This window comes from Curtobacterium sp. MCSS17_007 (assembly GCF_003234175.2).
Taxonomy (GTDB): Bacteria; Actinomycetota; Actinomycetes; order Actinomycetales; family Microbacteriaceae; genus Curtobacterium.
Map to the genome: position 1 here is coordinate 2,368,975 of NZ_CP126257.1, position 23,020 is coordinate 2,391,994.

General features: G+C 72.7%; 27 protein-coding genes. 11 read left to right on the plus strand and 16 right to left on the minus strand.

Translation table 11 applies throughout. The features are described 5' to 3' along the window. Positions 1-20 precede the first annotated feature (20 nt). Entirely contained in the window at positions 21-1,418 is a 1,398-nt protein-coding gene (locus DEJ22_RS11205; protein WP_111227202.1) for a hypothetical protein, read from the minus strand. A gap of 111 nt (positions 1,419-1,529) precedes the next feature. Here DEJ22_RS11205 and DEJ22_RS11210 point away from each other — a divergent pair, with 111 nt between their 5' ends. Further along, positions 1,530-1,961, plus strand: coding sequence for a GNAT family N-acetyltransferase (locus tag DEJ22_RS11210; RefSeq protein WP_111227203.1), 432 nt, complete (start codon positions 1,530-1,532; stop codon positions 1,959-1,961). Between the two features lie 39 nt (positions 1,962-2,000). On the opposite strand, the gene DEJ22_RS11215 is transcribed toward DEJ22_RS11210, so the two are convergent. From DEJ22_RS11215 to DEJ22_RS11225, 3 genes are read right to left on the minus strand one after another with little or no spacing between them, the layout of a single operon-like run. Beyond that, positions 2,001-2,528, minus strand: coding sequence for an Lrp/AsnC family transcriptional regulator (locus DEJ22_RS11215; protein WP_111227204.1), 528 nt, complete (start codon positions 2,526-2,528; stop codon positions 2,001-2,003). Positions 2,529-2,559: 31 nt separating this feature from the next. After that, positions 2,560-3,075: a hypothetical protein gene (locus DEJ22_RS11220; RefSeq protein ID WP_111227205.1), complete on the minus strand. Its 516-nt coding sequence runs from the start codon at positions 3,073-3,075 to the stop codon at positions 2,560-2,562. Positions 3,076-3,103: 28 nt separating this feature from the next. Then, complete coding sequence (locus DEJ22_RS11225) at positions 3,104-3,493, minus strand: DUF5997 family protein (RefSeq protein WP_111227206.1); 390 nt, start codon at positions 3,491-3,493, stop codon at positions 3,104-3,106. A gap of 33 nt (positions 3,494-3,526) precedes the next feature. On the opposite strand from DEJ22_RS11225, the gene DEJ22_RS11230 reads away from it, so the two are divergent. Both DEJ22_RS11230 and DEJ22_RS11235 read left to right on the plus strand, forming a co-directional pair. Next, positions 3,527-4,297: a LysR family transcriptional regulator substrate-binding protein gene (locus tag DEJ22_RS11230; RefSeq protein ID WP_111227207.1), complete on the plus strand. Its 771-nt coding sequence runs from the start codon at positions 3,527-3,529 to the stop codon at positions 4,295-4,297. After that, positions 4,294-4,764 (plus strand): GNAT family N-acetyltransferase, encoded by a 471-nt coding sequence (locus DEJ22_RS11235; RefSeq protein WP_146241759.1) that lies wholly within the window; start codon positions 4,294-4,296, stop codon positions 4,762-4,764. Before DEJ22_RS11230 ends, DEJ22_RS11235 begins: the two co-directional genes overlap by 4 nt. Before the next feature lie 11 nt (positions 4,765-4,775). Here DEJ22_RS11235 and DEJ22_RS11240 read toward each other — a convergent pair whose 3' ends face one another. The 4 genes from DEJ22_RS11240 to DEJ22_RS11255 form a co-directional block, all read right to left on the minus strand. Beyond that, positions 4,776-5,390 carry a DNA-3-methyladenine glycosylase I gene (locus DEJ22_RS11240; RefSeq protein ID WP_111227209.1) on the minus strand — a complete coding sequence of 205 codons (615 nt, stop codon included), beginning with the start codon at positions 5,388-5,390 and terminating at the stop codon, positions 4,776-4,778. 35 nt (positions 5,391-5,425) lie between these two features. After that, a complete protein-coding gene (locus DEJ22_RS11245) occupies positions 5,426-5,821 on the minus strand; it encodes a VOC family protein (RefSeq protein WP_258379624.1) in 396 nt (131 codons plus the stop codon). Between the two features lie 164 nt (positions 5,822-5,985). Next, positions 5,986-6,312, minus strand: coding sequence for a hypothetical protein (locus DEJ22_RS11250; protein WP_181430794.1), 327 nt, complete (start codon positions 6,310-6,312; stop codon positions 5,986-5,988). Between the two features lie 24 nt (positions 6,313-6,336). Beyond that, positions 6,337-8,007: a sodium:solute symporter family protein gene (locus DEJ22_RS11255; protein WP_111227210.1), complete on the minus strand. Its 1,671-nt coding sequence runs from the start codon at positions 8,005-8,007 to the stop codon at positions 6,337-6,339. 133 nt (positions 8,008-8,140) lie between these two features. Here DEJ22_RS11255 and aroQ point away from each other — a divergent pair, with 133 nt between their 5' ends. Beyond that, the gene (aroQ, locus tag DEJ22_RS11260; protein WP_111227211.1) at positions 8,141-8,620 is read left to right on the plus strand and encodes a type II 3-dehydroquinate dehydratase; all 480 of its coding nucleotides are present in this window, start codon (positions 8,141-8,143) and stop codon (positions 8,618-8,620) included. 144 nt (positions 8,621-8,764) lie between these two features. Here aroQ and DEJ22_RS11265 read toward each other — a convergent pair whose 3' ends face one another. After that, positions 8,765-9,361, minus strand: a complete 597-nt coding sequence (locus DEJ22_RS11265; RefSeq protein WP_181430796.1) for an NAD(P)H-dependent oxidoreductase — start codon at positions 9,359-9,361, stop codon at positions 8,765-8,767. Positions 9,362-9,448: 87 nt separating this feature from the next. Between DEJ22_RS11265 and DEJ22_RS11270 the strand changes: the two genes are divergently transcribed. Further along, positions 9,449-9,946 carry an MSMEG_6728 family protein gene (locus DEJ22_RS11270; protein ID WP_111227213.1) on the plus strand — a complete coding sequence of 166 codons (498 nt, stop codon included), beginning with the start codon at positions 9,449-9,451 and terminating at the stop codon, positions 9,944-9,946. Positions 9,947-10,127: 181 nt separating this feature from the next. On the opposite strand, the gene DEJ22_RS11275 is transcribed toward DEJ22_RS11270, so the two are convergent. From DEJ22_RS11275 to DEJ22_RS11300, 6 genes are all read right to left on the minus strand, one after another. Next, the gene (locus tag DEJ22_RS11275; RefSeq protein WP_111227214.1) at positions 10,128-10,394 is read right to left on the minus strand and encodes a hypothetical protein; all 267 of its coding nucleotides are present in this window, start codon (positions 10,392-10,394) and stop codon (positions 10,128-10,130) included. 69 nt (positions 10,395-10,463) lie between these two features. Further along, positions 10,464-11,636: a cysteine desulfurase family protein gene (locus DEJ22_RS11280; RefSeq protein ID WP_111227215.1), complete on the minus strand. Its 1,173-nt coding sequence runs from the start codon at positions 11,634-11,636 to the stop codon at positions 10,464-10,466. 5 nt (positions 11,637-11,641) lie between these two features. Then, on the minus strand, positions 11,642-12,565 hold the full coding sequence (gene nadC / locus DEJ22_RS11285; RefSeq protein ID WP_111227216.1) for a carboxylating nicotinate-nucleotide diphosphorylase: 924 nt from the start codon (positions 12,563-12,565) through the stop codon (positions 11,642-11,644). After that, positions 12,562-14,262, minus strand: a complete 1,701-nt coding sequence (locus tag DEJ22_RS11290) for an L-aspartate oxidase (protein ID WP_111227217.1) — start codon at positions 14,260-14,262, stop codon at positions 12,562-12,564. The genes nadC and DEJ22_RS11290 overlap by 4 nt, the downstream gene beginning before the upstream one ends. A 32-nt stretch (positions 14,263-14,294) precedes the next feature. Continuing rightward, a complete protein-coding gene (gene nadA, locus DEJ22_RS11295; RefSeq protein ID WP_111227218.1) occupies positions 14,295-15,566 on the minus strand; it encodes a quinolinate synthase NadA in 1,272 nt (423 codons plus the stop codon). Positions 15,567-15,574: 8 nt separating this feature from the next. Continuing rightward, positions 15,575-16,288 carry an NUDIX hydrolase gene (locus DEJ22_RS11300; protein ID WP_111227219.1) on the minus strand — a complete coding sequence of 238 codons (714 nt, stop codon included), beginning with the start codon at positions 16,286-16,288 and terminating at the stop codon, positions 15,575-15,577. 102 nt (positions 16,289-16,390) lie between these two features. On the opposite strand from DEJ22_RS11300, the gene DEJ22_RS11305 reads away from it, so the two are divergent. The 3 genes from DEJ22_RS11305 (at position 16,391) to DEJ22_RS11315 (ending at position 19,587) form a co-directional block, all read left to right on the plus strand. Next, positions 16,391-16,672 (plus strand): acylphosphatase, encoded by a 282-nt coding sequence (locus tag DEJ22_RS11305; protein WP_220033770.1) that lies wholly within the window; start codon positions 16,391-16,393, stop codon positions 16,670-16,672. Positions 16,673-16,790: 118 nt separating this feature from the next. Further along, positions 16,791-18,275, plus strand: a complete 1,485-nt coding sequence (locus DEJ22_RS11310) for an MDR family MFS transporter (protein WP_111227220.1) — start codon at positions 16,791-16,793, stop codon at positions 18,273-18,275. Positions 18,276-18,339: 64 nt separating this feature from the next. Next, positions 18,340-19,587, plus strand: a complete 1,248-nt coding sequence (locus DEJ22_RS11315) for an FAD-binding protein (protein ID WP_111227221.1) — start codon at positions 18,340-18,342, stop codon at positions 19,585-19,587. A 36-nt stretch (positions 19,588-19,623) separates the two neighbouring features. Here the strand turns inward: DEJ22_RS11315 and DEJ22_RS11320 are convergent, their stop codons facing one another. Then, complete coding sequence (locus DEJ22_RS11320) at positions 19,624-20,115, minus strand: 2'-5' RNA ligase family protein (RefSeq protein ID WP_111227222.1); 492 nt, start codon at positions 20,113-20,115, stop codon at positions 19,624-19,626. A 224-nt stretch (positions 20,116-20,339) separates the two neighbouring features. On the opposite strand from DEJ22_RS11320, the gene DEJ22_RS11325 reads away from it, so the two are divergent. The 3 genes from DEJ22_RS11325 to DEJ22_RS11335 are packed head-to-tail and all read left to right on the plus strand — an operon-like array spanning position 20,340 to position 23,001. Continuing rightward, positions 20,340-21,290: a MetQ/NlpA family ABC transporter substrate-binding protein gene (locus DEJ22_RS11325; protein ID WP_111227223.1), complete on the plus strand. Its 951-nt coding sequence runs from the start codon at positions 20,340-20,342 to the stop codon at positions 21,288-21,290. Then, positions 21,290-22,330 carry a methionine ABC transporter ATP-binding protein gene (locus DEJ22_RS11330; protein ID WP_111227224.1) on the plus strand — a complete coding sequence of 347 codons (1,041 nt, stop codon included), beginning with the start codon at positions 21,290-21,292 and terminating at the stop codon, positions 22,328-22,330. The genes DEJ22_RS11325 and DEJ22_RS11330 overlap by 1 nt, the downstream gene beginning before the upstream one ends. After that, positions 22,327-23,001 (plus strand): methionine ABC transporter permease, encoded by a 675-nt coding sequence (locus DEJ22_RS11335; RefSeq protein ID WP_111227225.1) that lies wholly within the window; start codon positions 22,327-22,329, stop codon positions 22,999-23,001. Before DEJ22_RS11330 ends, DEJ22_RS11335 begins: the two co-directional genes overlap by 4 nt. Positions 23,002-23,020: the final 19 nt, after the last annotated feature.

Consider the following 23,020-nt stretch of genomic DNA (forward strand, 5'->3'; position numbering starts at 1 on the left):
GGTGGACAGGCGCACCGATCTCAGTCAGGAGCGACGTCGTGGTCGCCGACGACCGACGCGGGGACAGCGTCGTCGGCGAGGGTGCCGCGCGACCCCGCGGCGAGGGAGAACCGGGCACCGGCTGCGCCGTCGATCCCGACGGGCGCTGCGCCCGCGGAACCGGAGGAGGCGCCGCCGGCGACACCGGAGGCTTCGGGGCCGAACGGCAGGCCGTGGTGGCCCTCACCGTCCGCCGGGACGAGCAGCGCGTGACCACCCAGCGTCGCTGCGGCCAGGAGCGGGGCGACGGGGCTCGCGGCAGCCACGACCTGCGCCACCGTGCCGTCGGCGCGGGCCGGGGCTGCGTCGAGCGTCCCGGACACGGGAGCCGCGGAGGCGCCCGGTCCGAGGAGCGGCGAGCCGGCAGCGTCCAGGGCCGCTCGGTCGGTCGTACCGGTCGCCGGTCCGGTCCCGACGGGCTCCGCAACCGGGCCGACCACCGGGGCCGGGGAGGTCCCGGGGAGGGGAGCCGTGCCTCCCGGCAGGAGGGGCGGCTCCGGCAGGACCGGCGTGCCGGGCAGCGGCAGGACCGGCGCGACCGGGAGCGGCAGGACCGGCGCGACCGGGAGCGGCAGGACCGGGAGCGGCAGCACCCCTTCGACGGGCGGGAGCACCTGCTCCACCGTCCCGGGGAGCGCGCCGACCGTCATCCCGACGCCGCCCACGACGTCGTCGACGACACCGGTCACCGGCGAGGTGACGGTGCCGACGGTGTCGTCACCGAGCAGGTCACGAGTCACCGGGAGCGAGCCGACCACGCGATCGACGCCGTCGACGACGCCCGTCACGGGACGCGCGTCGGTGATGGTCTGCACCGTGTCGGTGACGGGTCGGAGCGCGCCCGTCAGGGTGTCGGTGACCGGCCGGGAGGCGCTGCCCGCGTCGCCCGAGCCGCCGCCCGTCGCGGGGGTGGCCGGGGTCGGCACGGCGGCCGGGCGGGGTGCCTCGACGGGGGCCGCCTGCGGCGCAGCCGGCGCCGTCACGCTCGTGTGCGGGTCGCTCGGCGCGGCGGGCGCGGCGTGCTGCACCGGCGGCGCGGCCTGGACAGGTGCCGGAGCCGGTGCCGGGGCGGGAGCGGGGGCGGCCGGAGCGGGAGCGGCAGGCGCAGGAGCAGCGGGCTGGGGCTGCGGGACCGCGGTGCGCACGGGAGCCACGGCCGTGCCGAGGGTCTCCCCGACACCGCTCGCGACGCCCTGCACGCTCCCGCCGACGTCCTGCACGACCCCACCGACCAGACCGCGGTGCGCGGAGGCTTCCGCCGCGGCGGCCGGCCGGGCCCCGAGCAGCAGCGAGAGCAGCACGAGGGCAGCGGCGACCCCGACGCCGACGACGGCGTACCGGAGCAGCGCGCGCCAGGGGTCGCGCAACGGCTGGTCCATGCGCTCACCTCCTGATCTCGGCTGCGCACGTAGAGTGGTTGACCGGCAATGTACGCCGAACCGCTCCGGAACGCACCCCGTTCCTCGACGAACAGTCAGGAAACGCAAGACATGGTCTCGATCTTCAACGCCCCGACGCGCAATCTCGACATCGTGACACTGCACGAGATCCTCCGGCTCCGGCAGGACGTCTTCGTGGTCGAGCAGGAGTGCGCCTACCCCGACATCGACGGCCGTGACCTCGAGCCCGGCACGCTGCAGTTCTGGGCCGGGCGGGGCTCCGTCGACGCGACGCTCCGGCTGCTCCGCGAGGACGACGGCACCGAGCGCATCGGCCGGGTCGCGACCGCGCGCCACGCTCGCTCGCAGGGGCTCGGGGCGCAGCTGATGGAGGCGGCGATCGCCGAGTCGCGGTCGGGCTCGATCGCGATCAACGCCCAGGCCCACCTCGAGCAGTGGTACGCCCGGTTCGGCTTCGTGCGCTCGGGCGACGACTTCCTCGAGGACGCCATCCCGCACGTGCCGATGACCCGCACGCGCTAGGCGCGCGCGGGTCGGGCGTGCCAGTGGCGTCCGCGCGGGTCAGGCGCGCCAGCGCCGCAGCTCGTCGAACGACCGGCCCTGGTGTGCCCGATCGGCGACGAGCCGTTCGAACACGATGTTCGTCTGCGTGGTCGCGACGGCCGGGTCTCCGCTCAACTCGTCGGCCACGAAGTCGCGGAGCTGCTCCGTCGACGTGCACGCGATGTGCACGAGGAAGTCCTTGTCGCCCGCGAGGAACGACACGTCCTGCACGACCGGCACCCGGAGCAGCCGCTTCGCGAAGTCCCGCAACTCGTGCCGGGCCGCGGCGTGCACCCGCACGGAGACCATCGCCTCGATCGCGAACCCGAGCTTGGCGACGTCGACGTCCGCCCGGTACCCGCGGATGAGCCCGGCGTCCTCGAGTGCCCGCACGCGGGTCAGGCACGTCGAGGGCGCGACACCCACCGCCGCGGCGAGCCGGTTGTTCGGCATCCTGGCGTCGGCGGCGAGGGTCCAGAGGATGCGCTCGTCGACCTCGTCGAGGCGCGGAGCGGGGTCGGGGCGGCGAGCGGGACGGTCGGACACGCCCCGACGTTACCGCTGCACGACGCTCCCGCTACATCGCCAGGGTCATCCCGACCACGGCGACGGTCATCGCGAAGACCTCGCCGCTGCGGACCGCGCGACGGTCCTCCCGCGCCCACTCGTGGCGGAGCAGCCAGCCGCTGAACGCGCAGTACCCGATCACCCCGGCGCCGAGCACCGCGGACAGCGCGATGCCGTGTCCGGCGTGCCCGTCGGCGAGGCCGGTCGCGTGCCCCATGAGGAGCATCCCGGCCATCACGACGGACGACAGCGCACGATGGACGTCCATCGGCTCCGCACGGTGCCCGTCCGGTCGGCGGCGGCGCATCACCGGCAGCGGGGCCAGGAGCAGCAGCGCGGCAGCTGCGAGCAACGTCCACGAGGCACCCGCCTGCACTACCGGCATGAGCATCGCGACGAGCATCACGGTCGCGGGCACGATCACGCCGGGGCGCGGTCGGTAGCGGTCACCGACGATGCAGCACACCGAGGCGAACTGCGGCACGACGAGCATCGCGTCGGCGACGGTCTCGTGCACGGCGGTCATGGCGGACGACGTCCGGGAGGGACCGGGGTCAGTCCTGGGCGCGAGCGGCGGCCTTGTCGGCCCGCTCCTGCTTCACGCGGGCGTTCTCCGCGTGCACCTCGGCCTGGGTGGCACGCTCGCGGACGAGCCACTCCGGCATCTCCTGCAGCAGCGCCTTGATCTCGGCGGTGGTCAGCGGCTCGTCGACACCGGCACGGACGAGGCCCGAGATCGACACGCCCAGCTTCTGTGCCACCACGGGGCGCGGGTGGGGTCCGTCACGACGGAGGTCCTCGAGCCACGTCGGCGGCTGCGTGCGGAGCTCGTCGAAGGCGGTCCGCGTGACCGGCTCCGCACGGAACGACTCCGGGGCTGCCGCCAGCAGGATGCCGAGCTTCTTCGCAGCCGTCTCGGGCTTCATCGTCTGTTCCTGCGCCATGCGTACAAGGGTACGGCCCCTACACTCGGTTGCATGACCGCGGCCCTCACCATCGCCTTCGTCCCGGGGGTCTCCCCCGCGAAGTGGGTCCGGGTCTGGCGGGAACGCTTCCCGGACGCCGAGCTCGGCCTGCTGCCGATCGGCCCGGACGACGTCGACCAGGCACTCACCGGCGAGGCGCACATGGCCTTCGCCCGGATGCCGGTCGGCGCCCACCTCAACGCCATCCCCCTGTGGACCGAGACGGCCGTCGTGGCGATGCCGAGGGACGCTCCGCTCGCGGACGCCGACACGGTGACCGACGCGGACCTCTCGGACGTGCACGTCGTCGACGCCGGTCCGGTGCCGGCGGACGTGTCCGCTGCCCTCGACCTGGTCGAGGCGAACGTCGGTGTCGTCGTGCTGCCGCAGTCGTTGTTCCGCGCCGCGAGCCGCAAGGACCTGGTCGCGAAGCCCCTCGCGGGCGCTGCGGGCACCCGCATCGCGCTCGTCTGGCGCGACGCCGACGCGTCCGACACCACCGAGGAGTTCATCGGCGTCGTCCGCGGTCGCACCGCCAACAGCTCGCGGAACGCGGCGGAACGGCCAGGAGGCTCCGATCGCGCGGACGACGGCGACCCGCGTGGGTCCCGTGGTGGCTCCGGCGGCGCCGCGCGCTCCGGTGGCGGCAAGGCCTCGGCGAAGCAGCCGTCCGGCGGCAAGGCCGGGGGCAAGGGTGCTCGGAAGCCCCGCGGGTCCGGCCGTCCGGGTACGCAGCGGCTCGGGAACGGCAAGCCGAAGCGCGGGTCCAAGGGCAACCGGTGACCTGTACGCGACTCGTCCCGATGCCGGCGTCGGCGATCCCGGCGTGGCTCGAGCGCACCATGGCGGAGTACGTCGAGTCGCGCGTGCGCGCCGGCGAGACGCGCGAGCAGGCGGAAGCGAACAAGCAGCGGTCGCTCGACCAGTGGTTCCCGGACGGCGCTCCCCTGCCCGAGCACTTCGTGTGGGACCTGGTCGACGACGCGGACGCCGTCGTCGGGTACCTGTGGATCGGTCCGTTCAGCCCGGGCAGCGCCGAGTGGTGGGTGTTCGACGTCGAGGTCGCCGAGGAGCACCGACGCCGCGGTCACGCTCGACGCGCGATCGCGGCCGCGCACGACGTCGCGCGGGCGAACGGCGCAGCGAGCATCGGTCTGAACGTCTTCGGGTACAACACCGGCGCGCAGGACCTGTACGCCCAGCTCGGCTACCGGGTGACCGCGACGCAGATGCAGCTGCCGCTCGCCTGAGAGCGGTCGGCTCAGCTCCAGACGCCGGAGGTGCCGCGTCGGTGACTGCCGACGAGGTGGGTGTCGACGATGCCCAGCGCCTCCATCAGCGCGTGCATCGTCGTCGGCCCGACGAACGCGAACCCCCGCTCCCGGAGCGCCTTCGACAGGGCCACCGACTCCGGCGAGGTGGTCGGGACCGCTGCCGCGGTCCGTGGCGCGGGCGTCTCGGCGGGGCGGAACGACCAGACGAGGTCGGCCAGTCCACCGTCCGCCCGGAGCGCGACGGTCGCGGCCGCGTTCGTGATGGTCGCGCGGATCTTCGCCTGGTTCCGGACGATGCCGGCGTCACCCATCAGACGCGCGACGTCGTCCTCGCCGAACTGCGCGACGACGTCGGGGTCGAAGTCGGCGAAGGCCGCTCGGAAGGCCGGACGCTTCGCGAGGATCGTGCGCCACGACAGTCCGGACTGGAACGCCTCGAGCGAGAGCCGCTCGTACACCCCGCGTTCGTCGTGGACCGGCATGCCCCACTCGGTGTCGTAGTAGTCGCGCAGCAACGGGTCGGCGACAGCCCACAGCGGTCGGGCGAGGCCGTCGTCGCCCGTGACCAGGCCGTCGGTGGTGGTCGTCGGGTCGGTGCTCACGGGACCATCCTGGCCGAGGACACCGACAGCGCAGGTCACTCCCCCGACATCGCGGCCTGGTCCATCCAGACGATCTCCCACCGGTGTCCGTCCGGGTCGGTGAAGCTCCGCTGGTACATGACCCCGAGGTCCGTCTCCGGCCGGTCCTCGTCCCCACCGTTCATCACGGCGGCATCGACGATCCGGTGCACCTCGTCCTTCGACGCGGCACTGAGGGAGTTGATCACCTCGACCGTTCCCGGGCTGGCGATCGTCCCGTCGGTGAACTCCTGGAACTTCGCGTGCGTGAGGAGCATCACGTACACGGCGCTGCTCACGACGATGCAGGCGGCGGTCTCGTCGGTGAACTCCGGGTCCACCGTGTACCCGAGCGCCTCGTAGAAGCCGACCGCGCGGTCGAGGTCGGCGACCGGCAGGTTGATGAACACCATCTGTTCCACGGTGGTTCCCTTCGTCACCACCAACCTGGCCCTGGCGCCCGACGAGCGCAACCGTTCCGCCCCGCAACGAACCACGGAACCGACATCGAACCAGGGCTGGGCGCTGGTTCGATGTCGGTTCCGTGGTTCGACGCCGGGCGACTGCGCGCGACGCGTCAGACCAGCTCGCGGCCCTCGCCGGCTGCCTTCTGGTGCTCCTCGGCCTCGGCCTGGCCGACGATGTCCTCCGCGGGGACCGGGTTGAGCCGGTCCCAGAGGAAGAAGAGCAGACCGCCGACGAGCAGCGAGAGGCCGACCCACAGGTTGATGTGGATGCCGCCGGTCTTCTCCGGGTCGGTGTCCCAGTGGACGATGCCGACGATCGTGGTGATCACGCCGTAGAGCACGAACAGGCCGCCGAGGATGCGGCGCAGGTCGAGACGGCGGGTGGAGCGGACGAGGGCCGCCTGCTCCTCGGTGAGCTTCGTGGTGTCCTCACGCATGGGAGTACTCCTTCGGGTCCGGGCCTAGAGGAACGGCAGGTAGAGGGCGACGCAGAGCACGAGCGCGACGGTGCCGAGCAGCGCGGGCGAGCGGTACCAGGCGGTGTCCGTCGCGACGGCCCCGGCGGACATGTCGATCCTGCCGACGCCGTAGACCAGGCCGCCGAGCTCGGAGACGTCCTTCGGCTTCGTGGCGAGCGAGACGAGCACGCCCACGACGAGCACCGTGACGAACGAGATGATCGCGCCGTACATGGTCTCGGCGGTCGCCGTCGAGAACAGCGACGGGTTCACCAGGTAGGCGATCCAGGTGATCGTCGGCGTGACGATGCCGAGCACGTAGCCCCAGAGCGCGCCCTGGGTGGTCATCCGCTTCCACAGCAGGCCGAGGATGAAGACGCCGAACAGGGGTGCGTTGAAGAACGAGAACAGCGTCTGCATGTAGGTCATGATGTTGCCGGCCTGGGCGGCCAGGAACGCCGTGCCGATGCCGACGAGCACACCGACGACGGTGACCCAGCGGCCCGTCGTCAGGTAGTGCAGGTCGGGCATGTTCGGCTTGATGTAGCGCTGCCAGATGTCGTACGTGAAGACGGTGTTGAAGGACGACACGTTCGCCGCCATGCCCGCCATGAACGAGGCGAGGAGACCCGTCACCGCGATGCCGAGCACGCCGGTCGGCAGGTACATCTGGATGAGCTTCGGGATGGCGTCGTTGTAGGTCAGCTCCCCCGAGGCGAACTGGTTGCCGACGACCGCCGCCGCGATGAGGCCGGGCACGACGACGATGAACGGGATGAAGAGCTTCGGGATCGCCGCGATGAGCGGGGTGCGGCGGGCGGCGGACATGTTCTTCGCGGAGAACGCGCGCTGCACCTCGGTGAAGTTCGTCGTCCAGTACCCGAACGAGAGCACGAAGCCGAGGCCGAGCACGATCGCGAGCCAGTTCGCGCCGATCGGGTTCGTGACGTCGCCGATGCCCGTGCCGGCCCAGGTCTGCAGGTGCTGCACGCCCTGGGTCTGCTTGATCGCCTCGGTCAGACCACCCCATCCGCCGACGCGGTGCAGGCCGACGATCGTCAGCGGCACGAGACCGGCGATGATCACGAAGAACTGCATGACCTCGTTGTAGATCGCGCTGCTCAGGCCACCGAGCGTGATGTAGGCGAGGACGAAGGCCGCGGACACGAGGATGGCGAGCCACTCCGGCCAGCCGAGCATCGCCTCGATGACGATCGCCATCGCGTAGAGGTTGATGCCGGCGATGAGCACGTTCGACACCGCGAACGCGATCGCGTTCACCAGGTGCGGTGCCTTGCCGAACCGTCGGAGCATGAACTCAGGGACCGAGCGCACCTTCGAGCCGTAGTAGAAGGGCATCATCACGAGGCCGAGGAACACCATCGCCGGCACGGCGCCGATGAGGTAGTAGTGCAGCGTCGCCATGCCGATCTGCGCGCCGTTCGCCGCCATGCCGAGGATCTCGGTGGCGCCGAGGTTGGCGGACACGAAGGCCAGGCCGGTGATCCAGGCCGGCATCGAGCGGCCGGACAGGAAGAAGTCCATGCTCGTCCGGACCTGCTTGCGGGCGGTGAACCCGATGCCGATGACCACCGCGAAGTACACGATGATCATCAAGTAGTCGACCCAGCCCAGTTCGAGCCGGATCCCGTTGGTCGCCGCAGCGAGAACCATGCGATCTCCACATCAGTGTGTTGCAGTCGGCAACTGCGCCGACCCGGACGGGAACGTTACACCGCGATGTGACCGTTCACATAGCCGGCGCATGGATCCGTCGCGCTGCCCGACCGCTCGGTAGGCTCTCCCCATGAGCGAGCCGGTCACCGACACCACGACACGCCCGCGGCGGATCCTCGTCCTGAACGGGCCGAACCTCGACATCCTCGGACGCCGCGACCCGGCGCAGTACGGCACCGTGACGCTGGCCGAGCTCGAGGCGATCGTGCACACCGAGGCGGCCGTGCACGACCTCGAGGCGGACTTCCGGCAGACCAACCGCGAGGGCGAACTCGTGGAGTGGCTGCACGAGGCGCTCGACGACTTCGTCGGGGTCGTCATCAACCCCGCGGCGTACGCGCACACCTCGGTCGCGCTGCACGACGCGGTGGAGGCCCTGAGCGTCCCCGTGGTCGAGGTGCACCTGTCGAACACGTGGAGGCGCGAGCCGTTCCGCCACGTCGACCACGTCGCCACGGCGGCGACCGCGGTGATCGCGGGGGCCGGCGCCGACGGCTACCGCCTGGCGGTGGCGCACGTCGCGTCCCTGGTGGCCGACCCGACCGACTGACGGACGGGAGGCGCGGCGCACGTCCGCCCCGCGCCTCCCGTCCGGCCCCGTCCTGTCCGGTCCCGCCCACGCGGCTGACGACGCGCGGCGTGGCGTGCCCGGTCGCGCGGCCCCGACCGGCCTCGGTTCGGCCCGGGGCAGCGACTAGAAGTCGGCGGGACGCCGCACGTCGGGTGCGCCGACGGCCGCGAAGCCCCCGCGGACGATCGGGAGCGCCCGACGGACCGCCTGGTCGATGCGCAGCTCGAGGTCGACGCTCGCGATGTCGTAGCCGCCCTCCCGCTTCGTGAAGTCCCGCTCGTTGCCGAACACGCCGAGCGGCAGGGTCGTCGACTGGAAGAACCCGAACAGCGGACGCATCTGGTGCTCGACGAGCAGCGCGTGCCGGTCGCTGCCGCCGGTCGCCGTCAGGAGCACCGGGGTGTCGACGAGGTCGTACTGCCCGACCCAGTCGAAGAAGAGCTTGAAGGCGCCGGAGTACGCAGCCCGGAACGCGGGACTGCCGACGACCAGGACGTCGGCCGCCTCGACCGTCTCGAGGGCCTCCCGGGTCACGGGTGACATGGCCTCCCGCGAGGGTGCCGCCCCGAGGTCGGCCAGCAGCGGACCGATCTCGACGGTCCGGGTGCGGGCGTCGGGAAGGTCCTCGGCGAGCCGTGCCACGGTCGCCGCCACGAGGGTCGAGGTGCGTGAGGGGTCCGATGGGCTGCCGCTGACGCCGACGACGAGTGCTCCGTCCATGCGCTCGATGCTCACACGCCACCCGCGACCCTGCTCGGGTGTGACGTCTTGTGTCGTGTGCCAGCGGCCCGGCGTAGCCTCCGGTCGATGCAGACCTTCCTGCCGTACGCCGACTTCCGCGCCTCCGCCGAGGTGCTCGACGACAAGCGGCTGGGCAAGCAGCGCGTCGAGACGCTCCAGGTGATGCGGGCCCTGACCCTGCCGGACTACGGGTGGCAGCACCACCCTGTCGTCGCGATGTGGCGTGGGTACCGGCCCGCGCTCATGGCCTACCAGGACGCGACGTGCCGCGAGTGGCTCGAGCGCGGGCACGTCGACACCTGCCTCGAGAAGACGCTGCTCGACCTCGGCCGCGTACCGGAGGACCTGGCGGCGTACGAGCGCGGGGACTTCGCGGTCCCCGCGTGGAACGCCGACCCCGCGGTGCACCGGTCCCACCGGTCGAAGCTCGTGCAGAAGGCGCCGGAGCACTACCGGCCGCTCTTCCCCGACGTCCCCGACGACCTGGAGTACGTCTGGCCCGGTACGCCGGAACCCCCGGAGTCCGCGGCAGCGGTGGTGGCACCGCGGCCCGTCGTGGACTGACAGGGGGTGCGGCGCCGGTCAGGGTCCGGCGCCGCGTCCACGACGGGCGCGGCATCCGCACGGGGCACGACGACAGGGGATGTCGTGTCCCGTGCCGGACACGGTCAGGGGTCCGTGTCCGGTCGGGGCACCGCGGGTCCCGCGGGGGACGGGACCGTGGTGCCGGTCTCGGGTGGGTTCCTCAGGGTCGTCCGGTGTCCCCTCGGTACCGGTCCGTCTCGTCCGGCGCGGGCATCGGGCGACGGAGCGCCGCGGGTCGGACCGTCGGCAGCACGGCACTGGCGACGGTGGCGACGGCACCCACGGTCGCGATGACGCCCAGCGGGGCGGTACCGAGGTCGTGCTGCGCGGCGACGGCGAGCGCGACGACCGTGGCCGGTGCCGGGAGGAGCTGGACCGCCCGGAAGCGGTCCTCCCGCCGGACCCGAGTGGTGATCGCGTTCGCCATGCCTCCATGGTGACCGACGAGCACGGTCCACAGAAGGGGGGACACGACCCCAACTGTGGAGGAGAACGTCTAGTACACCCCTTGCGCGAGCGTCCGCACCGCGGCGACGGCGTCCGCCACCGCCCCGACCACGACGGGGACGTCGTCGTCCGACAGGTCGGCGTCGAACGTCAGCCGGAGGGCGGTCCGGGCGGTGTCCTCCGTCAGGCCGAGCGCGGTGAGGACGTGCGAGGCCTCGGTGCTGCCGGCGGCGCAGGCGCTCCCCGAGGACGAGACGACGTCGCGCTGCTCGAGTTCGAGCAGGACGGTCTCCCCGTTGACCGCAGGCGGACCGTCCGGCACCCGGGGGAAGCAGAACGACGCGTGTCCCGGGAGCCGGCGCTCGGCCGACCCGGTCAGCACCGCGCCGGGCACCGTCGTCAGGACGCCCTGCACGAGCGCGTCGCGCGTCACGGTGGCGCGAGCGGCCGCGACGTCCCGCTCGGCAGCGGCGAGCGTCACCGCGGTGGCGACGGCGACCGCGCCGGCGACGTCCTCGGTGCCCGACCGCCTCCCCCGCTCGTGGCCGCCGCCGTGCAGCAGCGGTTCGAGGGGCACGCCGCCACGGACCGCGAGCACGCCGGTCCCCTTCGGCGCGCCGAGCTTGTGCCCGGAGAACGACAACGCGTCGACCCCGAGCCGGTCGAGCCCCACGGGCAGCCACGGGGCGCTCTGCACGGCGTCGGTGTGGAAGCGTGCGCCGACACCGTGCGCGACGGCGGCCAGCTGCGGCAGGTCCTGGACGGTGCCGATCTCGTTGTCGGCGTGCGCGATCGACACCAGGCTCGTGTCCGGCCGCAGCGCCGCGGCGAGCGCGCCCGGTGCCACGAGCCCGTCACGGTCGACCGGCACGACCGTGACGGCGAAGCCGTGGTGGCGCTCGAGGTACCGGCAGCTCTCGAGGACGGCGTCGTGCTCGACGGCGCTCGTGACGACGTGGCGACCACGGGGCGCGGCGAGCGCGATGCCCTTGACGGCGGTGTTCGCGCCCTCGGTGCCCCCGGAGGTGAACACGACCTCGCCCGGTCGGCAGCCGAGGAACGTCGCGACCGCGGCGCGCGCCTCCGCCAGCCCGCGAGCGGCGGCTCCGCCCACGCCGTGCGTCGACGAGGGGTTGCCGAAGACACCCGTCAGGTACGGCCACATGGCCTCGAGCACCTCGCGGCGCACGGGTGTGGTGGCCGCGCGGTCCAGGTAGAACACGGCGCTCAGTCGGCGGCGGTCGCCACGTCGACGTCGAGCCCGAGGTCGAGCGCGCGGGCCGAGTGGGTCAGGGCACCGACGGAGACGACGTCGACACCCGTGCGGGCGATCCGTCCGACGGTCTCGAGCGACACCCCGCCGGAGGCCTCGACGACCGCGCGACCCGCGACGAGCCGGACACCCTCGACGAGCTGCTCCGGCGTGAAGTTGTCGAGCATGATCGTGTCGACGCCGGCCGCGACGACGGGGTCGACCTGGTCGATCCGGTCGACCTCGACCTCCAGGTGCACGGTGTGCCCGAGGCGGCGGCGGGCATCGCGGACGGCGTCACCGATCGAGGTGCCGCCGGCCAGCAGCACCGCGAGGTGGTTGTCCTTGGCGAGCACGGCGTCGGAGAGCGAGTTCCGGTGGTTGTGTCCGCCACCGCAGCGCACCGCGTACCGTTCGAGCGCCCGGAGGCCCGGGGTGGTCTTCCGGGTGTCGGCGATGCGGGTCCCGGTGCCGGCGACGGCCGCGACGTACTGCGCGGTGGCGGTCGCGACGCCCGACATCCGTTGCACCAGGTTGAGGCCGACCCGCTCGGCACGGAGCACCGACCGCGCGGGGCCGTGCACCGTCGCCAGGACCTGCCCCGCCTCGAACGCCGCGCCGTCGGACAGCTGCAGCTCGGTGTGGATGGACGGGTCGACGGCGTGCATCACCGCGGCGAACACCCCGCCCCCGGCGAGCACACCCGGTTCTCGCGCGGCGAGCACGGCGGCCGCGACGGCGTCGACGGGGATGAGGGTCTCGCTGGTGACGTCACCCCAGGGCGCGTCCTCCTCGAGCGCGGTCTCGACGATGCGGCGGAGGGCGTGGGGCGGGATCGAGCCGGGGTCGGACGGCGCGACGACGGTGGTCCCGGTCACGGGTTCGGTGGTGCTGGTCATGCGGGGACTCCCTGCGGGACGGTGGCTGCTGCGGTGTCGGCGGACGTGCTGGCGCCCGTGCGCGCGGCGCGCACCCAGGCGGTGCTGGGCGGTGCGGACGGGTCGGTGTCGGTGTGGTCGGTCCGGGCGTGCGCGCCCCGGGACTCCGTGCGGGCCTCGGCCGCGAGCACCGTCACCCGCGCCAGGTCGAGCAGCGCGCGGTCCTCGTGGTCGCGCACGGTCCACGGCGTGGGCGGACGGAGCGCTGCCAGCGCTCGCCGCGCCGCGGCGAGCCCCGTCGCGTCGCGGAGCAGTCCGACCCGCTCCGTCATCTCGGTCTGGACCGCCCGCCGGACGGCACCGGCGTCGGGACGGTCGTCCGTGCCTCCCGTCCGGCGCACCCCGTCCCGACCCTCGACGGCACTGTCCGGACGGGAGGCACGGCGCCCCGCCGCCTCGTGCGTCACCGGGGCGTCGGGGACCGCGTGCACCGGGAGGGCGGCGTCACCGCGGAGACGCGGGGTCGCGGGTCGGGGCGACCCGACGGCGTCCGCCGCGCGGACACCGAAGACGAGTCCCTCGAGCAGCGAGTTCGACGCGAGTCGGTTCGCGCCGTGGACGCCGGTGCAGGCGACCTCGCCCACGGCGAGGAGTCCGGGCAGGCTCGTCCGGCCCTCCGCGTCCGTGGCGATCCCGCCCATCGCGTAGTGGGCTGCCGGGGCGACGGGGACGCCCTCGCGCGTCCAGTCGAACCCCGCGGCCCGCGTGGCGCGGGTCAGGCCCGGGAAGCGTCCGACGAGGAACGTCGGGTCGAGGCCGGTGGCGTCGAGGAGGACGGGCTGCCCACCCTGGTCGCGCACCGCCGCGGCGATCCCTCGCGCGACGACGTCCCGCGGAGCGAGCTCGGCGTCCGGGTGCACCGCCTGCATGAACCGACGGCCGGAGGCGTCGCGCAGCACGGCGCCCTCGCCGCGGACCGCCTCGGAGACGAGGCCGCCGCCGGGCACGGCGAGCCGCGTGGGGTGGAACTGCACGAACTCCAGGTCGGCGAGGACGGCGCCCGCCCGCCACGCGGCCGCCACGCCGTCGCCGGTCGCGACCAGCGGGTTCGTCGTCTCACGGTAGAGGTGCCCGGATCCGCCGGACGCGAGCACGACCGTGTCGGCGTGGATCCGCTGCGGCTCGCCGAACAGGTCGAGCACGTCGACCCCGACGACGGCGCCGTCACGGACCACCAGGTCGGTGAGGCAGGTGCGCTCCAGCACCGTGACGCGCTGGCGGTGCAGCGCGTCCACGAGCGTCCGCTCGACGGCGGCACCGGTGGCGTCGCCCTCGGCGTGCAGGACGCGCCAGCGACCGTGCGCCGCCTCGCGCCCACGGGCCAGGTCGTCGCCGTGGCGCTCGAGTGCGGCGGCGTCCGTGCTCCGGTCGAACGGCACTCCGAGTGCCAGGAGGTCGTGGACGCGGGCCGGCCCGTCGGCGCAGAGCACGGCGACGGCCCTGGCATCGGCGGTGCCGGCAGCGGCGGTGTGGGTGTCGCGCTCGTGCAGCGCGACGGAGTCGTCGGCCCCGAGCGCGACGGCGATGCCGCCCTGGGCCGCGGCCGTCGCACCGTCCGCGAGCACCCCCTTCGTCACCAGGGTGACGTCGTGCCGCGCGCTCGCGCGGATCGCGGCGGTGAGGCCGGCGATGCCCGACCCGACGATGACGACGTGCACGCTGCGCTCCCTGCGGTCCGACCCGGTGTCCGTCAGCCCCGCGGCTTCGCGGCGAGCATGCGCTCGAGCGCGACCCGGGCGTCGGCCTGCACGTCCGCCGGCACGACGATCTCGTTGAGGACCTCGCCGCGGACGAGCGCTTCGAGCACCCAGGCGAGGTACCCGGGGTGGATCCGGTACATCGTCGAGCACGGGCAGACGACCGGGTCGAGGCAGGAGATCGTGTGCTGGGGGTACTCCGCGGCGAGCCGGTTGACCATGTTGATCTCGGTGCCGATGGCGAACGTGGTCGGTTCGGTGGCGGCCGCGACGGTCCGGCGGATGAGGTCGGTGCTGCCCGCGCCGTCCGCGGCGTCGACCACGGCCATCGGGCACTCGGGGTGGACGATCACCCGGACGCCGGGGTGCTCGCGTCGCGCCTGCTCGATCTGCTCCACCGTGAAGCGGCGGTGGACGGAGCAGAAGCCGTGCCAGAGCACCACGCGGGCCGCCTCGAGGTCCGCGACGGTGTTGCCGCCGAGGGGCTTCCGCGGGTTCCACATGGGCATCAGGTCGGTGCTGATCCCCATCGCCTTCGCCGTGTTCCGGCCGAGGTGCTGGTCGGGGAAGAAGAGGACGCGCTGCCCGCGCTCGAAGGCCCACTCGAGGACGGTCGCGGCGTTCGACGACGTGCAGACGATCCCGCCGTTCCGACCGCAGAACGCCTTGAGGTCGGCGGCGGAGTTCATGTAGGTGACCGGGATCACCGGCACGCGTCCGTCGGCGTCCGGCTCGGTGCCGTAGACCGCGGTCAGCTCGGCCCAGGCCGCCTCGACGCTGTCGATGTCGGCCATGTCGGCCATCGAGCAGCCGGCGGCGAGGTTCGGCAGGATCACGCGCTGGTCGTCGCGGGCCAGGATGTCGGCCGTCTCCGCCATGAAGTGCACACCGCAGAACACGATCGCCTCGGCGTCGGGCTTCGTCAGGGCGGCGTTCGCCAGCTGGAACGAGTCGCCGAGGAAGTCAGCGTGCCGCACGACCTCGTCGCGCTGGTAGAAGTGCCCGAGCACGACGACCCGGTCCCCCAGCGACGCCTTCGCCCGCTCGATCCGTTGGTGCAGCTCGTCGTCGGAGGCGTGCTTGTACTCGTCCGGGATCTGCCCCTGCCGCGGGGCGGTCGTCGGGATGACGTCGGTCATCGACGACCCGGGACCGTAGCCGGGCAGGGCGTCGACCTCCCACGTCGGCATCGCCAGGTCGGGGGTGCAGGTGCTGCCGGCGGCCCTGCCGTCGGAGATGCGGTCGATGGTGAGCGCGATGGACACGGTGGTTCCTATCGGGTCGGGGGCGTCGCGGGGACGGGAGCGGTCAGCGGCCCGTTGTCGGCGTACGCCAGGTCGGGGTTCGAGCGGTAGAGCCGGGCCGGACGGTGACGGTCACCGCTCGTCGTCTCGTCGGTGGGCAGCACGGCGTCGCCCTGTGCGACCTGGCGCCGGAAGTTCGCGGGGTCGAGCGTGCGTCCCAGCACGGCCTCGTAGACGCCGCGGAGTTCGGCGAGGGTGAACCGGTCCCCCAGGAACGCCTGCGCGATGCGGGAGTACGACACCTTGTTGCGCAGGCGCCAGAGTGCGTAGTCGACGATGCGGTCGTGGTCGAAGGCCAGGGGCGGGTGCTCGTCCGCCAGGAACCAGCGGACGTTCCAGTCGTCGGGGACCGAGTCCGCCTCGTCCGGGTGCACCAGCGCCCAGTACACGATCGACACGACGCGGGTCGGGGACCGGTCGACGTCACCGAACGCGTAGAGCTGCTCGAGGTAGCGCGGCTGGACGTTCGTGGTCTCGCGCAGTCGAGCGGCCGCGGAGTCCTCGAGCCCCTCGTCCGCCCCGACCCAGCCGCCCGGGAGCGCCAACGAGCCCTCGAACGGATCGGTCACCCGCCGCACGAGGGGCATCCACAGGGCCGGGGCGCCGGTGTCGGGGTGCGGGCGCAGCGCGACGATCACGGTGGAGGCCGCGACGCGGATGGGGGTGGGATCTGTTTGTGTCATCTTGACTCGAAGTGTTCGGGTTGCAATGACACTATCAGCGGTTTCACGAGACCGGAACAGTGCCGTAACCTCCCCCGCCCCGACCGTGCCTACATTGGCGGCATGACGACGGTGACGAGGGTGCACGCCGTGGTGTCGGGCTCCGTGCAGGGGGTCGGCTTCCGGTACTGGACCGCACGCAAGGCAGACGGGCTGGAGCTCGACGGGTACGCCAGGAACCTGTTCGACGGCACCGTCGAGGTCGAGGCGGAGGGGCCGTCCGAGTCGGTCGAGGCGCTCATGGCGTTCCTGCGCACCGGACCGCCGACCGCCACCGTGACCGACGTGACGCTCCGGAGCGTCGTGCCCCACGGCGACGGCGACGGGTTCGCGATCCTGCGGTGAGCACCCCGTTCACGAGGATGACACACGGAAGCGGAATACTCGGATCCGTTCAGGCGGTTGCCCTGTCTGCGCCGTCCGCGCCCCCTCGTAGTCCGCCGTCACTCCCCAGGAGCCCCGCATGACCCAGGCCGTCGATTCCGCCCCGCGCACCGGGAGCGTCTCGCAGCCCTCCGCCGGCGAGACCCGACTCGTGATCGGGCTGCTGCTCGTCTCGGCGTTCGTCGTCATCCTCAACGAGACGATCATGGGCGTCGCGCTGCCCCGGCTCATGGAGGACCTCGACATCTCCGCCGCCACCGGCCAGTGGCTGACCACGGGCTTCCTGCTCACCATGGCGGTGGTGATCCCGATCACCGGCTTCCTGCTCCAGCGCTTCAGCACGCGCCAGGTCTTCATCGCGGCGATGGCGCTGTTCAGCCTCGGCACGCTCGTCGCGCTCGCGGCGCCCGGCTTCCCCGTGCTGCTCGTCGGCCGCATCGTGCAGGCCAGCGGGACCGCGATCATGATGCCGCTGCTCATGACGACCGTCCTCAACCTGGTCGAGCCCGCCCACCGCGGTCGCATCATGGGCAACATCTCGATCGTCATCTCGGTGGCACCCGCCGTCGGCCCGACCATCTCCGGCCTGATCCTCAACGCGTTCTCGTGGCGCTGGCTGTTCGGGTTCGTGCTGCCGATCGCCGTCGCCGCGCTCGTGCTCGGCATGCTCAAGGTCCGCAACGTGACCACGCCCCGCCGCGCGCCGCTCGACGTCCTGTCGGTCGTGGTCTCCGCCGTGGCGTTCGGCGGGATCGTCTTCGGGCTCTCCAGCTTCGGCGAGGCCGGGTCGACCGGTCCGCTCGTTCCCGTCCTCGCGCTGGTCGTCGGCTTCGCGGCGCTGGCGTTCTTCGTCGTCCGGCAGACCCGCCTGCAGCGCACCGACAGCGCCCTGCTCGACCTGCGGACCTTCCGCACCAAGGGCTTCACGGTGCCGATCGTGGCGATGGGCCTGAGCTTCATGGCGATGTTCGGCACGCTGATCCTGCTGCCGATCTACCTCGAGCGCGTCCTCGGGCTCGAGGTCCTGACCGTCGGCCTCCTGCTGCTCCCGGGCGGCCTGATCATGGGGCTGCTCTCCCCCGTGGTCGGTCGCATCTACGACCGCCGAGGGCCGCGCGTGCTCCTCGTCCCCGGGTCGATCATCATCAGTGCCGTGCTCTGGGCGCTCTCCACCGTCGGTGTCGACACGAGCGTGTGGTTCGTCCTCGGTGCCCACGTCGTGCTGAGCGTCGGCCTCGCGCTGACCTTCACGCCGCTCTTCACCGCCGCGCTCGGTGGCCTGCCGCCGAAGCTCTACTCGCACGGCAGCGCGGTGCTCGGGACGGCGCAGCAGTTGGCCGGCGCCGCCGGGACGGCGCTCTTCGTCACGCTCCTGACGATCGGCGCCGCCACGGCGGGCGCCGACGCGGACGCAGCCGGCGTCGCCGCCGCGACCGCCTCCGGTGTGCAGACCGCGTTCCTCGTGGGCGGCGTCATCTCGCTGTTCGGCATCCTCACGTCCGCGTTCGTCCGCCGCCCGGAGACGCCCGAGGGCGCACCCGCCGGCGCCCCGGCGGTGCACTGACCCGGGCCGCCTCCCTCGTGCCGCCGGCGTCCCGGACCGGCGCGTCGGTGGCATCGTGGGGGCCATGGGGTCGACGGCGCGCGAACGCAACTGGTCCGGCACGGTCACCTACACGGCGGAGCGGGTGGTCCGCCCGCGGACCATCGACGAGGCCGCCGAGATCGTCGCCCGGGCACCGCGGGTGCACGGCATCGGCACCCGACACTCCTTCAACGACGTCGCGGACACGTCCGGTGTGCTGCTCGACCTGACCGGCGTCCCCAGCGACCTGGTCGTCGACCACGCAGCGGGCACCGCGACCATGGGCGCGGGCACCCGGTACGGACTCGTCGCCCCCGAGCTCGACGCTGCCGGGGTCGCCCTGCACAACACCGGATCGTTGCCGCACATCTCGATCGGCGGTGCGATCGCCACCGGGACGCACGGCTCGGGGACCAGGCTCGGCTCGCTCAGCACGGCGGTGCGGTCGTTCGAGCTGCTCGGCGCCGACGGAGCGCGGCGGGTGCTGCGGCGCGGCGACGACGACTTCGACGGGGCCGTCCTGCACCTCGGGCTGCTCGGGATCGTCACCCGCGTCGAACTCGACGTCGAGCCCAGCTACCGGATGCGGCAGGACACGTACGGTCCGATCCCTTGGGACCGCTTCGTCGCGAACGTCGCCGACGTGCACGCCGAGGCCTACTCGGTGTGCTCGTACACGGTCTTCGGGGACCGGGTCAGCGAGGTCCTCCTGAAGTCCCGGGTGCGCGACGGCGCCGACGACGTGTCCGTGCCCGACGCCGTGCTCGGCGCACCGCGGCTGCCCGGGCGACCGGCCGACGGGCACCACACCGCGCGGGACGGCTCCGTCGGTCCCTGGTGGGACCGGTTGCCGCACTTCCCGATCGACGCGGTGCCCAGCGTCGGGTCCGAGGTGCAGAGCGAGCACTTCGTCCCGCTGCGGCACGCCGCCGCCGCGCTCGAGGCCGTGCGGGGACTCGCGGACCGCATCCAGCCGCACCTGCACGTGTGCGAGCTCCGCACGATGGCCGCCGATCCGTTCTGGCTGAGCCCGACGCAGGGCGAGGACGTCCTGTGCATCGCGTTCACCTGGCGGAAGCACCCGGACGCCGTCGCGGCGCTGCTCCCGGACCTCGAGGCACGACTGGCCCGGCTGGACGGGCGGCCGCACTGGGGCAAGACGAGCTCGCTCGACGTCGACGCGCTCGAGGCCCTCTGGCCGCGGCTGCCGGACTTCCGCAGGCTGGTGGCGGCGGCCGACCCGGAACGGCGGTTCGCGTCCGTGTTCGGTGAGCGGGTGCTGCGGACCTGAACCGCGCCTCCAGGCCGGACCCGCCCGCCACGCGGGTCACGCGAGCGGTGTGACCGTCTTCGTCTCCCCGTCCCAGTGCCGGACCCCGCCGACGGTCAGGGTCTCCGGCAGCGGGGTCGCCCGGAGCGTGGCGACGGCGGCGGGGAGGTCCTCGTCGCGGACCCGACGGGCCAAGCTGACGTGCGGGGACCACGCGCCCGACTGCGACGTCTCGACGACGTCGGGCGTCGTCCGGAGCACGGCGGTGTGGAAGGCCGCGAGGACCGGGTCCACGACGACGGCCCGGACGAGCACGGACCGTGCGGCGCCGGCGGGGAACAGCAGGAGGCCGCCGAGCCGGAGCGTCATCGGCACCGGCGCGTCGAAGCCCGCCGGTACGGGCAGCGCATCGCCGGCAGCGAGCGTGACGTGCGGGTCGTTCGTCCCCGACCGGCCGAGGCTCGGCAGGTCGGCGGCGGTCAGGGCGTCCCACGCCGCGCGCACGGCCGCGTCGGAGTCGGGGTCGAGGACGAGTTCGATGCTGCGCACGGTCCGAGTCAACCAACCGGTGCTGCACCCTGCGGCTCTCCGGACACGGCCTGTGGACGGATCGCCCCGATGTAACACGGCGGAACGGATTGGTCACGACGAGCAGTCGGCCGTCACACTCGAACCCGTGCCGCGACGTTCCGCGGCCGTCACAGCACCGCCCGTGCACGCCGCCGTCCGGGCTCGCCCCGCCCGTCCGGGCACGTCCCCACGAGGAGCACCCCATGTCCGCAGCACCCGTCCTGCCCCAGAAGCCGAAGGGCAAGCGCCCCGTCGGCTGGATCATCGCCGCCGCGGTCGTCGTGGTCGCGATCGTCGTCGCCGTCGTCGTGGCCGCCGTCCGCTCCGGCGGGCCCGACGGCGCTGCCTCCGGCGGCGGTGCCGAGAAGACCGTGACGATCGGCGTCGCCGACAAGTCGCTCGGCTACTGGAGCACCTACACGAAGCTCGCGAAGGACGAGCTCGGGGTGACGGTCGAGCTGACGAACTTCTCGGACTACTCGCTGCCGAACCCCGCGCTCAAGGACGGCCAGCTGGACATCAACCAGTTCCAGCACATCCAGTACCTGGCGGACTACAACGTCACGTCGAACGACGACCTGCAGCCGATCGGCTCGACCGCCGTCTACCCGCTGCCGCTCTACTCGACGGAGTACGACGAGACCAGCGAGCTGCCGGCGGACGCGAAGGTCGCCATCCCGAACGACTCGATCAACCAGGCCCGCGCGCTGCTCATCCTGCAGGCCGCGGAGCTGCTCGAGCTCAAGGACGGTGGCTCGGCCTTCTCGACCACGACCGACATCGAGTCCTCGAAGGTCGACGTCCAGCCCCTCGACGCCTCGCAGACCGCGAACGCGCTCCAGCAGGGCTCCGTCGCCGCCGCCGTGGTGAACAACAACTTCGCCACCGCTGCGAAGCTCCCGACCAGCGACATCATCTACCAGGACGACCCCGCGAGCGCGAGCGCCGCCCCCTACGTGAACGTCTTCGCGGTGCGTGACGCCGACAAGGACAACGAGACCTACCTGGACCTGGCGAAGCTCTTCCAGGACCCCGCCGTGCAGAAGGCCTTCGCGCAGGACCTGCCCGAGGCCGTCGCCCGTGACGAGAGCGCGGAGAAGCTGCAGGACGAGCTCGCGAAGGTCGAGCAGGACGCGAAGGCGGCCAAGCAGTAGTGCCGGCACTCGTCGAACTCCGCGGCGTCTCGAAGCACTACCGCCGCGCCGACACCGGCGACACCGTGGTGGCCGTCGAGGACGTCTCCCTGGACGTGCACCAGGGTGAGGTCCTCGGCGTCATCGGGTACTCCGGTGCCGGCAAGTCCACCCTCGTCCGCCTCGTCAACGCGCTCGAGCTGCCCTCGTCGGGCAGCGTCACCGTGGGCGGGCAGGAGCTGACGGCGATCCCCGAGCGGGACCGCCGTCTGGCGCGTCGGAAGATCGGCATGATCTTCCAGCAGTTCAACCTGTTCCGCTCCCGGACGATCGCCGGCAACGTCGCGTACCCGCTCAAGGTCGCCGGTGTCGCGAAGGACGAGCGTGACCGTCGCGTCGCCGAGCTCCTCGACTTCGTCGGTCTGCTCGACCGCGCCCACGCGTACCCGGAACAGCTCTCCGGCGGGCAGAAGCAGCGCGTCGGCATCGCCCGGGCGCTCGCGGGCAACCCCGAGCTGCTCCTCGCCGACGAGGCCACGAGTGCCCTCGACCCGGAGACCACCGCCGAGGTCCTCGGACTCCTGCGCCGGGTCAACCGGGAACTCGGCGTGACGATCATCGTCATCACGCACGAGATGGACGCCGTGCGGCAGATCGCCGACCGCGTCGCCGTGATGGAGCAGGGCCGCGTGGTCGAGGTCGGGGACGTCTACGACGTCTTCGCCTCGCCGCAGACAGGTGCCGCGCAGCGCTTCGTGCGCACCGCGCTGCACGACCGCCCCTCCGCCGAGCAGCTCGCGCGCCTGCGTGAGCACCACCGCGGTCGGCTCGTGACCGTGCAGATCACCGACGAGGTCGGCCTGCAGAACCGGATCGACGCCGCGTTCCGCACGGCGGGTGTCTCCGCCGAGCTCGTGTTCGGCGGGGTCGGCGAGATCCGCGAGCGGCGCATCGGATCGCTCACGTACGAGCTCACGGCGGACGACCCCGCCGCCGTCGACCGGGCGCTCGGTGCCCTGCGCGACGGGCGGATCACCGTCGACGAGGAGGCAACAGCGTGAACGGCAACGGCTTCCAGAGCGTGATCGACACGTCCGACGTGTTCTTCGCAGCGATCCGGGACACCCTGGTGATGACGGTGGTCTCCCTCGTCGTCGCCGGCGTCATCGGCCTCGCGCTCGGCCTCGTCCTGTACGCGACGCGGCCGGGCAACCTGCTCGGCAACCGCGCCGTGTACACGATCGTCAACGTGGTCGTGAACATCGTGCGCCCGATCCCGTTCGTGATCTTCCTCGCGGCCATCGCACCCCTGTCGCGGGTCGCGGTGCAGACGACGATCGGCGTGCCGGCGGTGACCTTCGCGATCTCGCTCGCGGCGTCGTTCGCGGTGTCCCGGATCGTCGAGCAGAACCTGCTCGCGGTCGACCCGGGCGTCGTCGAGGCGGCTCGGGCGTCGGGCGCGCACCCGATCTCGATCCTGCTGACGGTGCTCATCCCCGAGGGCGTCGGACCGCTCATCCTCGGTTACACGTTCATCTTCGTGGGCATCGTCGACATGACCGCGCAGGGAGCCCTCATCGGCGGTGGTGGCCTCGGTGAGTACGCGATCGTGTACGGATCGCAGCGCTACGACTGGTGGATCGTCTACGTGTCGGTGGCGGCCATCGTGGTGATCGTCCAGCTCGGGCAGTTCGTCGGCAACCGTCTGGCGCGGGCGACGCTGCGGCGCTGACCCGCCGCGACAGGAACGC

Bases quoted from the DNA above. Each gene is read 5' to 3' on its own strand.
- DEJ22_RS11245 (WP_258379624.1), bottom strand. From the start codon at position 5,821: ATGGTGTTCATCAACCTGCCGGTCGCCGACCTCGACCGCGCGGTCGGC.
- DEJ22_RS11325 (WP_111227223.1), top strand. From the start codon at position 20,340: ATGTCCGCAGCACCCGTCCTGCCCCAGAAGCCGAAGGGCAAGCGCCCC.
- aroQ (WP_111227211.1), top strand. From the start codon at position 8,141: ATGAGCGAGCCGGTCACCGACACCACGACACGCCCGCGGCGGATCCTC.
- DEJ22_RS11310 (WP_111227220.1), top strand. From the start codon at position 16,791: ATGACCCAGGCCGTCGATTCCGCCCCGCGCACCGGGAGCGTCTCGCAG.
- nadC (WP_111227216.1), bottom strand. From the start codon at position 12,565: ATGACCAGCACCACCGAACCCGTGACCGGGACCACCGTCGTCGCGCCG.
- DEJ22_RS11225 (WP_111227206.1), bottom strand. From the start codon at position 3,493: ATGGCGCAGGAACAGACGATGAAGCCCGAGACGGCTGCGAAGAAGCTC.
- DEJ22_RS11300 (WP_111227219.1), bottom strand. From the start codon at position 16,288: ATGACACAAACAGATCCCACCCCCATCCGCGTCGCGGCCTCCACCGTG.
- DEJ22_RS11255 (WP_111227210.1), bottom strand. From the start codon at position 8,007: ATGGTTCTCGCTGCGGCGACCAACGGGATCCGGCTCGAACTGGGCTGG.
- DEJ22_RS11230 (WP_111227207.1), top strand. From the start codon at position 3,527: ATGACCGCGGCCCTCACCATCGCCTTCGTCCCGGGGGTCTCCCCCGCG.
- DEJ22_RS11205 (WP_111227202.1), bottom strand. From the start codon at position 1,418: ATGGACCAGCCGTTGCGCGACCCCTGGCGCGCGCTGCTCCGGTACGCC.
- DEJ22_RS11270 (WP_111227213.1), top strand. From the start codon at position 9,449: ATGCAGACCTTCCTGCCGTACGCCGACTTCCGCGCCTCCGCCGAGGTG.
- DEJ22_RS11315 (WP_111227221.1), top strand. From the start codon at position 18,340: ATGGGGTCGACGGCGCGCGAACGCAACTGGTCCGGCACGGTCACCTAC.
- DEJ22_RS11220 (WP_111227205.1), bottom strand. From the start codon at position 3,075: ATGACCGCCGTGCACGAGACCGTCGCCGACGCGATGCTCGTCGTGCCG.
- DEJ22_RS11210 (WP_111227203.1), top strand. From the start codon at position 1,530: ATGGTCTCGATCTTCAACGCCCCGACGCGCAATCTCGACATCGTGACA.
- DEJ22_RS11250 (WP_181430794.1), bottom strand. From the start codon at position 6,312: ATGCGTGAGGACACCACGAAGCTCACCGAGGAGCAGGCGGCCCTCGTC.
- DEJ22_RS11275 (WP_111227214.1), bottom strand. From the start codon at position 10,394: ATGGCGAACGCGATCACCACTCGGGTCCGGCGGGAGGACCGCTTCCGG.
- DEJ22_RS11305 (WP_220033770.1), top strand. From the start codon at position 16,391: ATGACGACGGTGACGAGGGTGCACGCCGTGGTGTCGGGCTCCGTGCAG.
- DEJ22_RS11265 (WP_181430796.1), bottom strand. From the start codon at position 9,361: ATGGACGGAGCACTCGTCGTCGGCGTCAGCGGCAGCCCATCGGACCCC.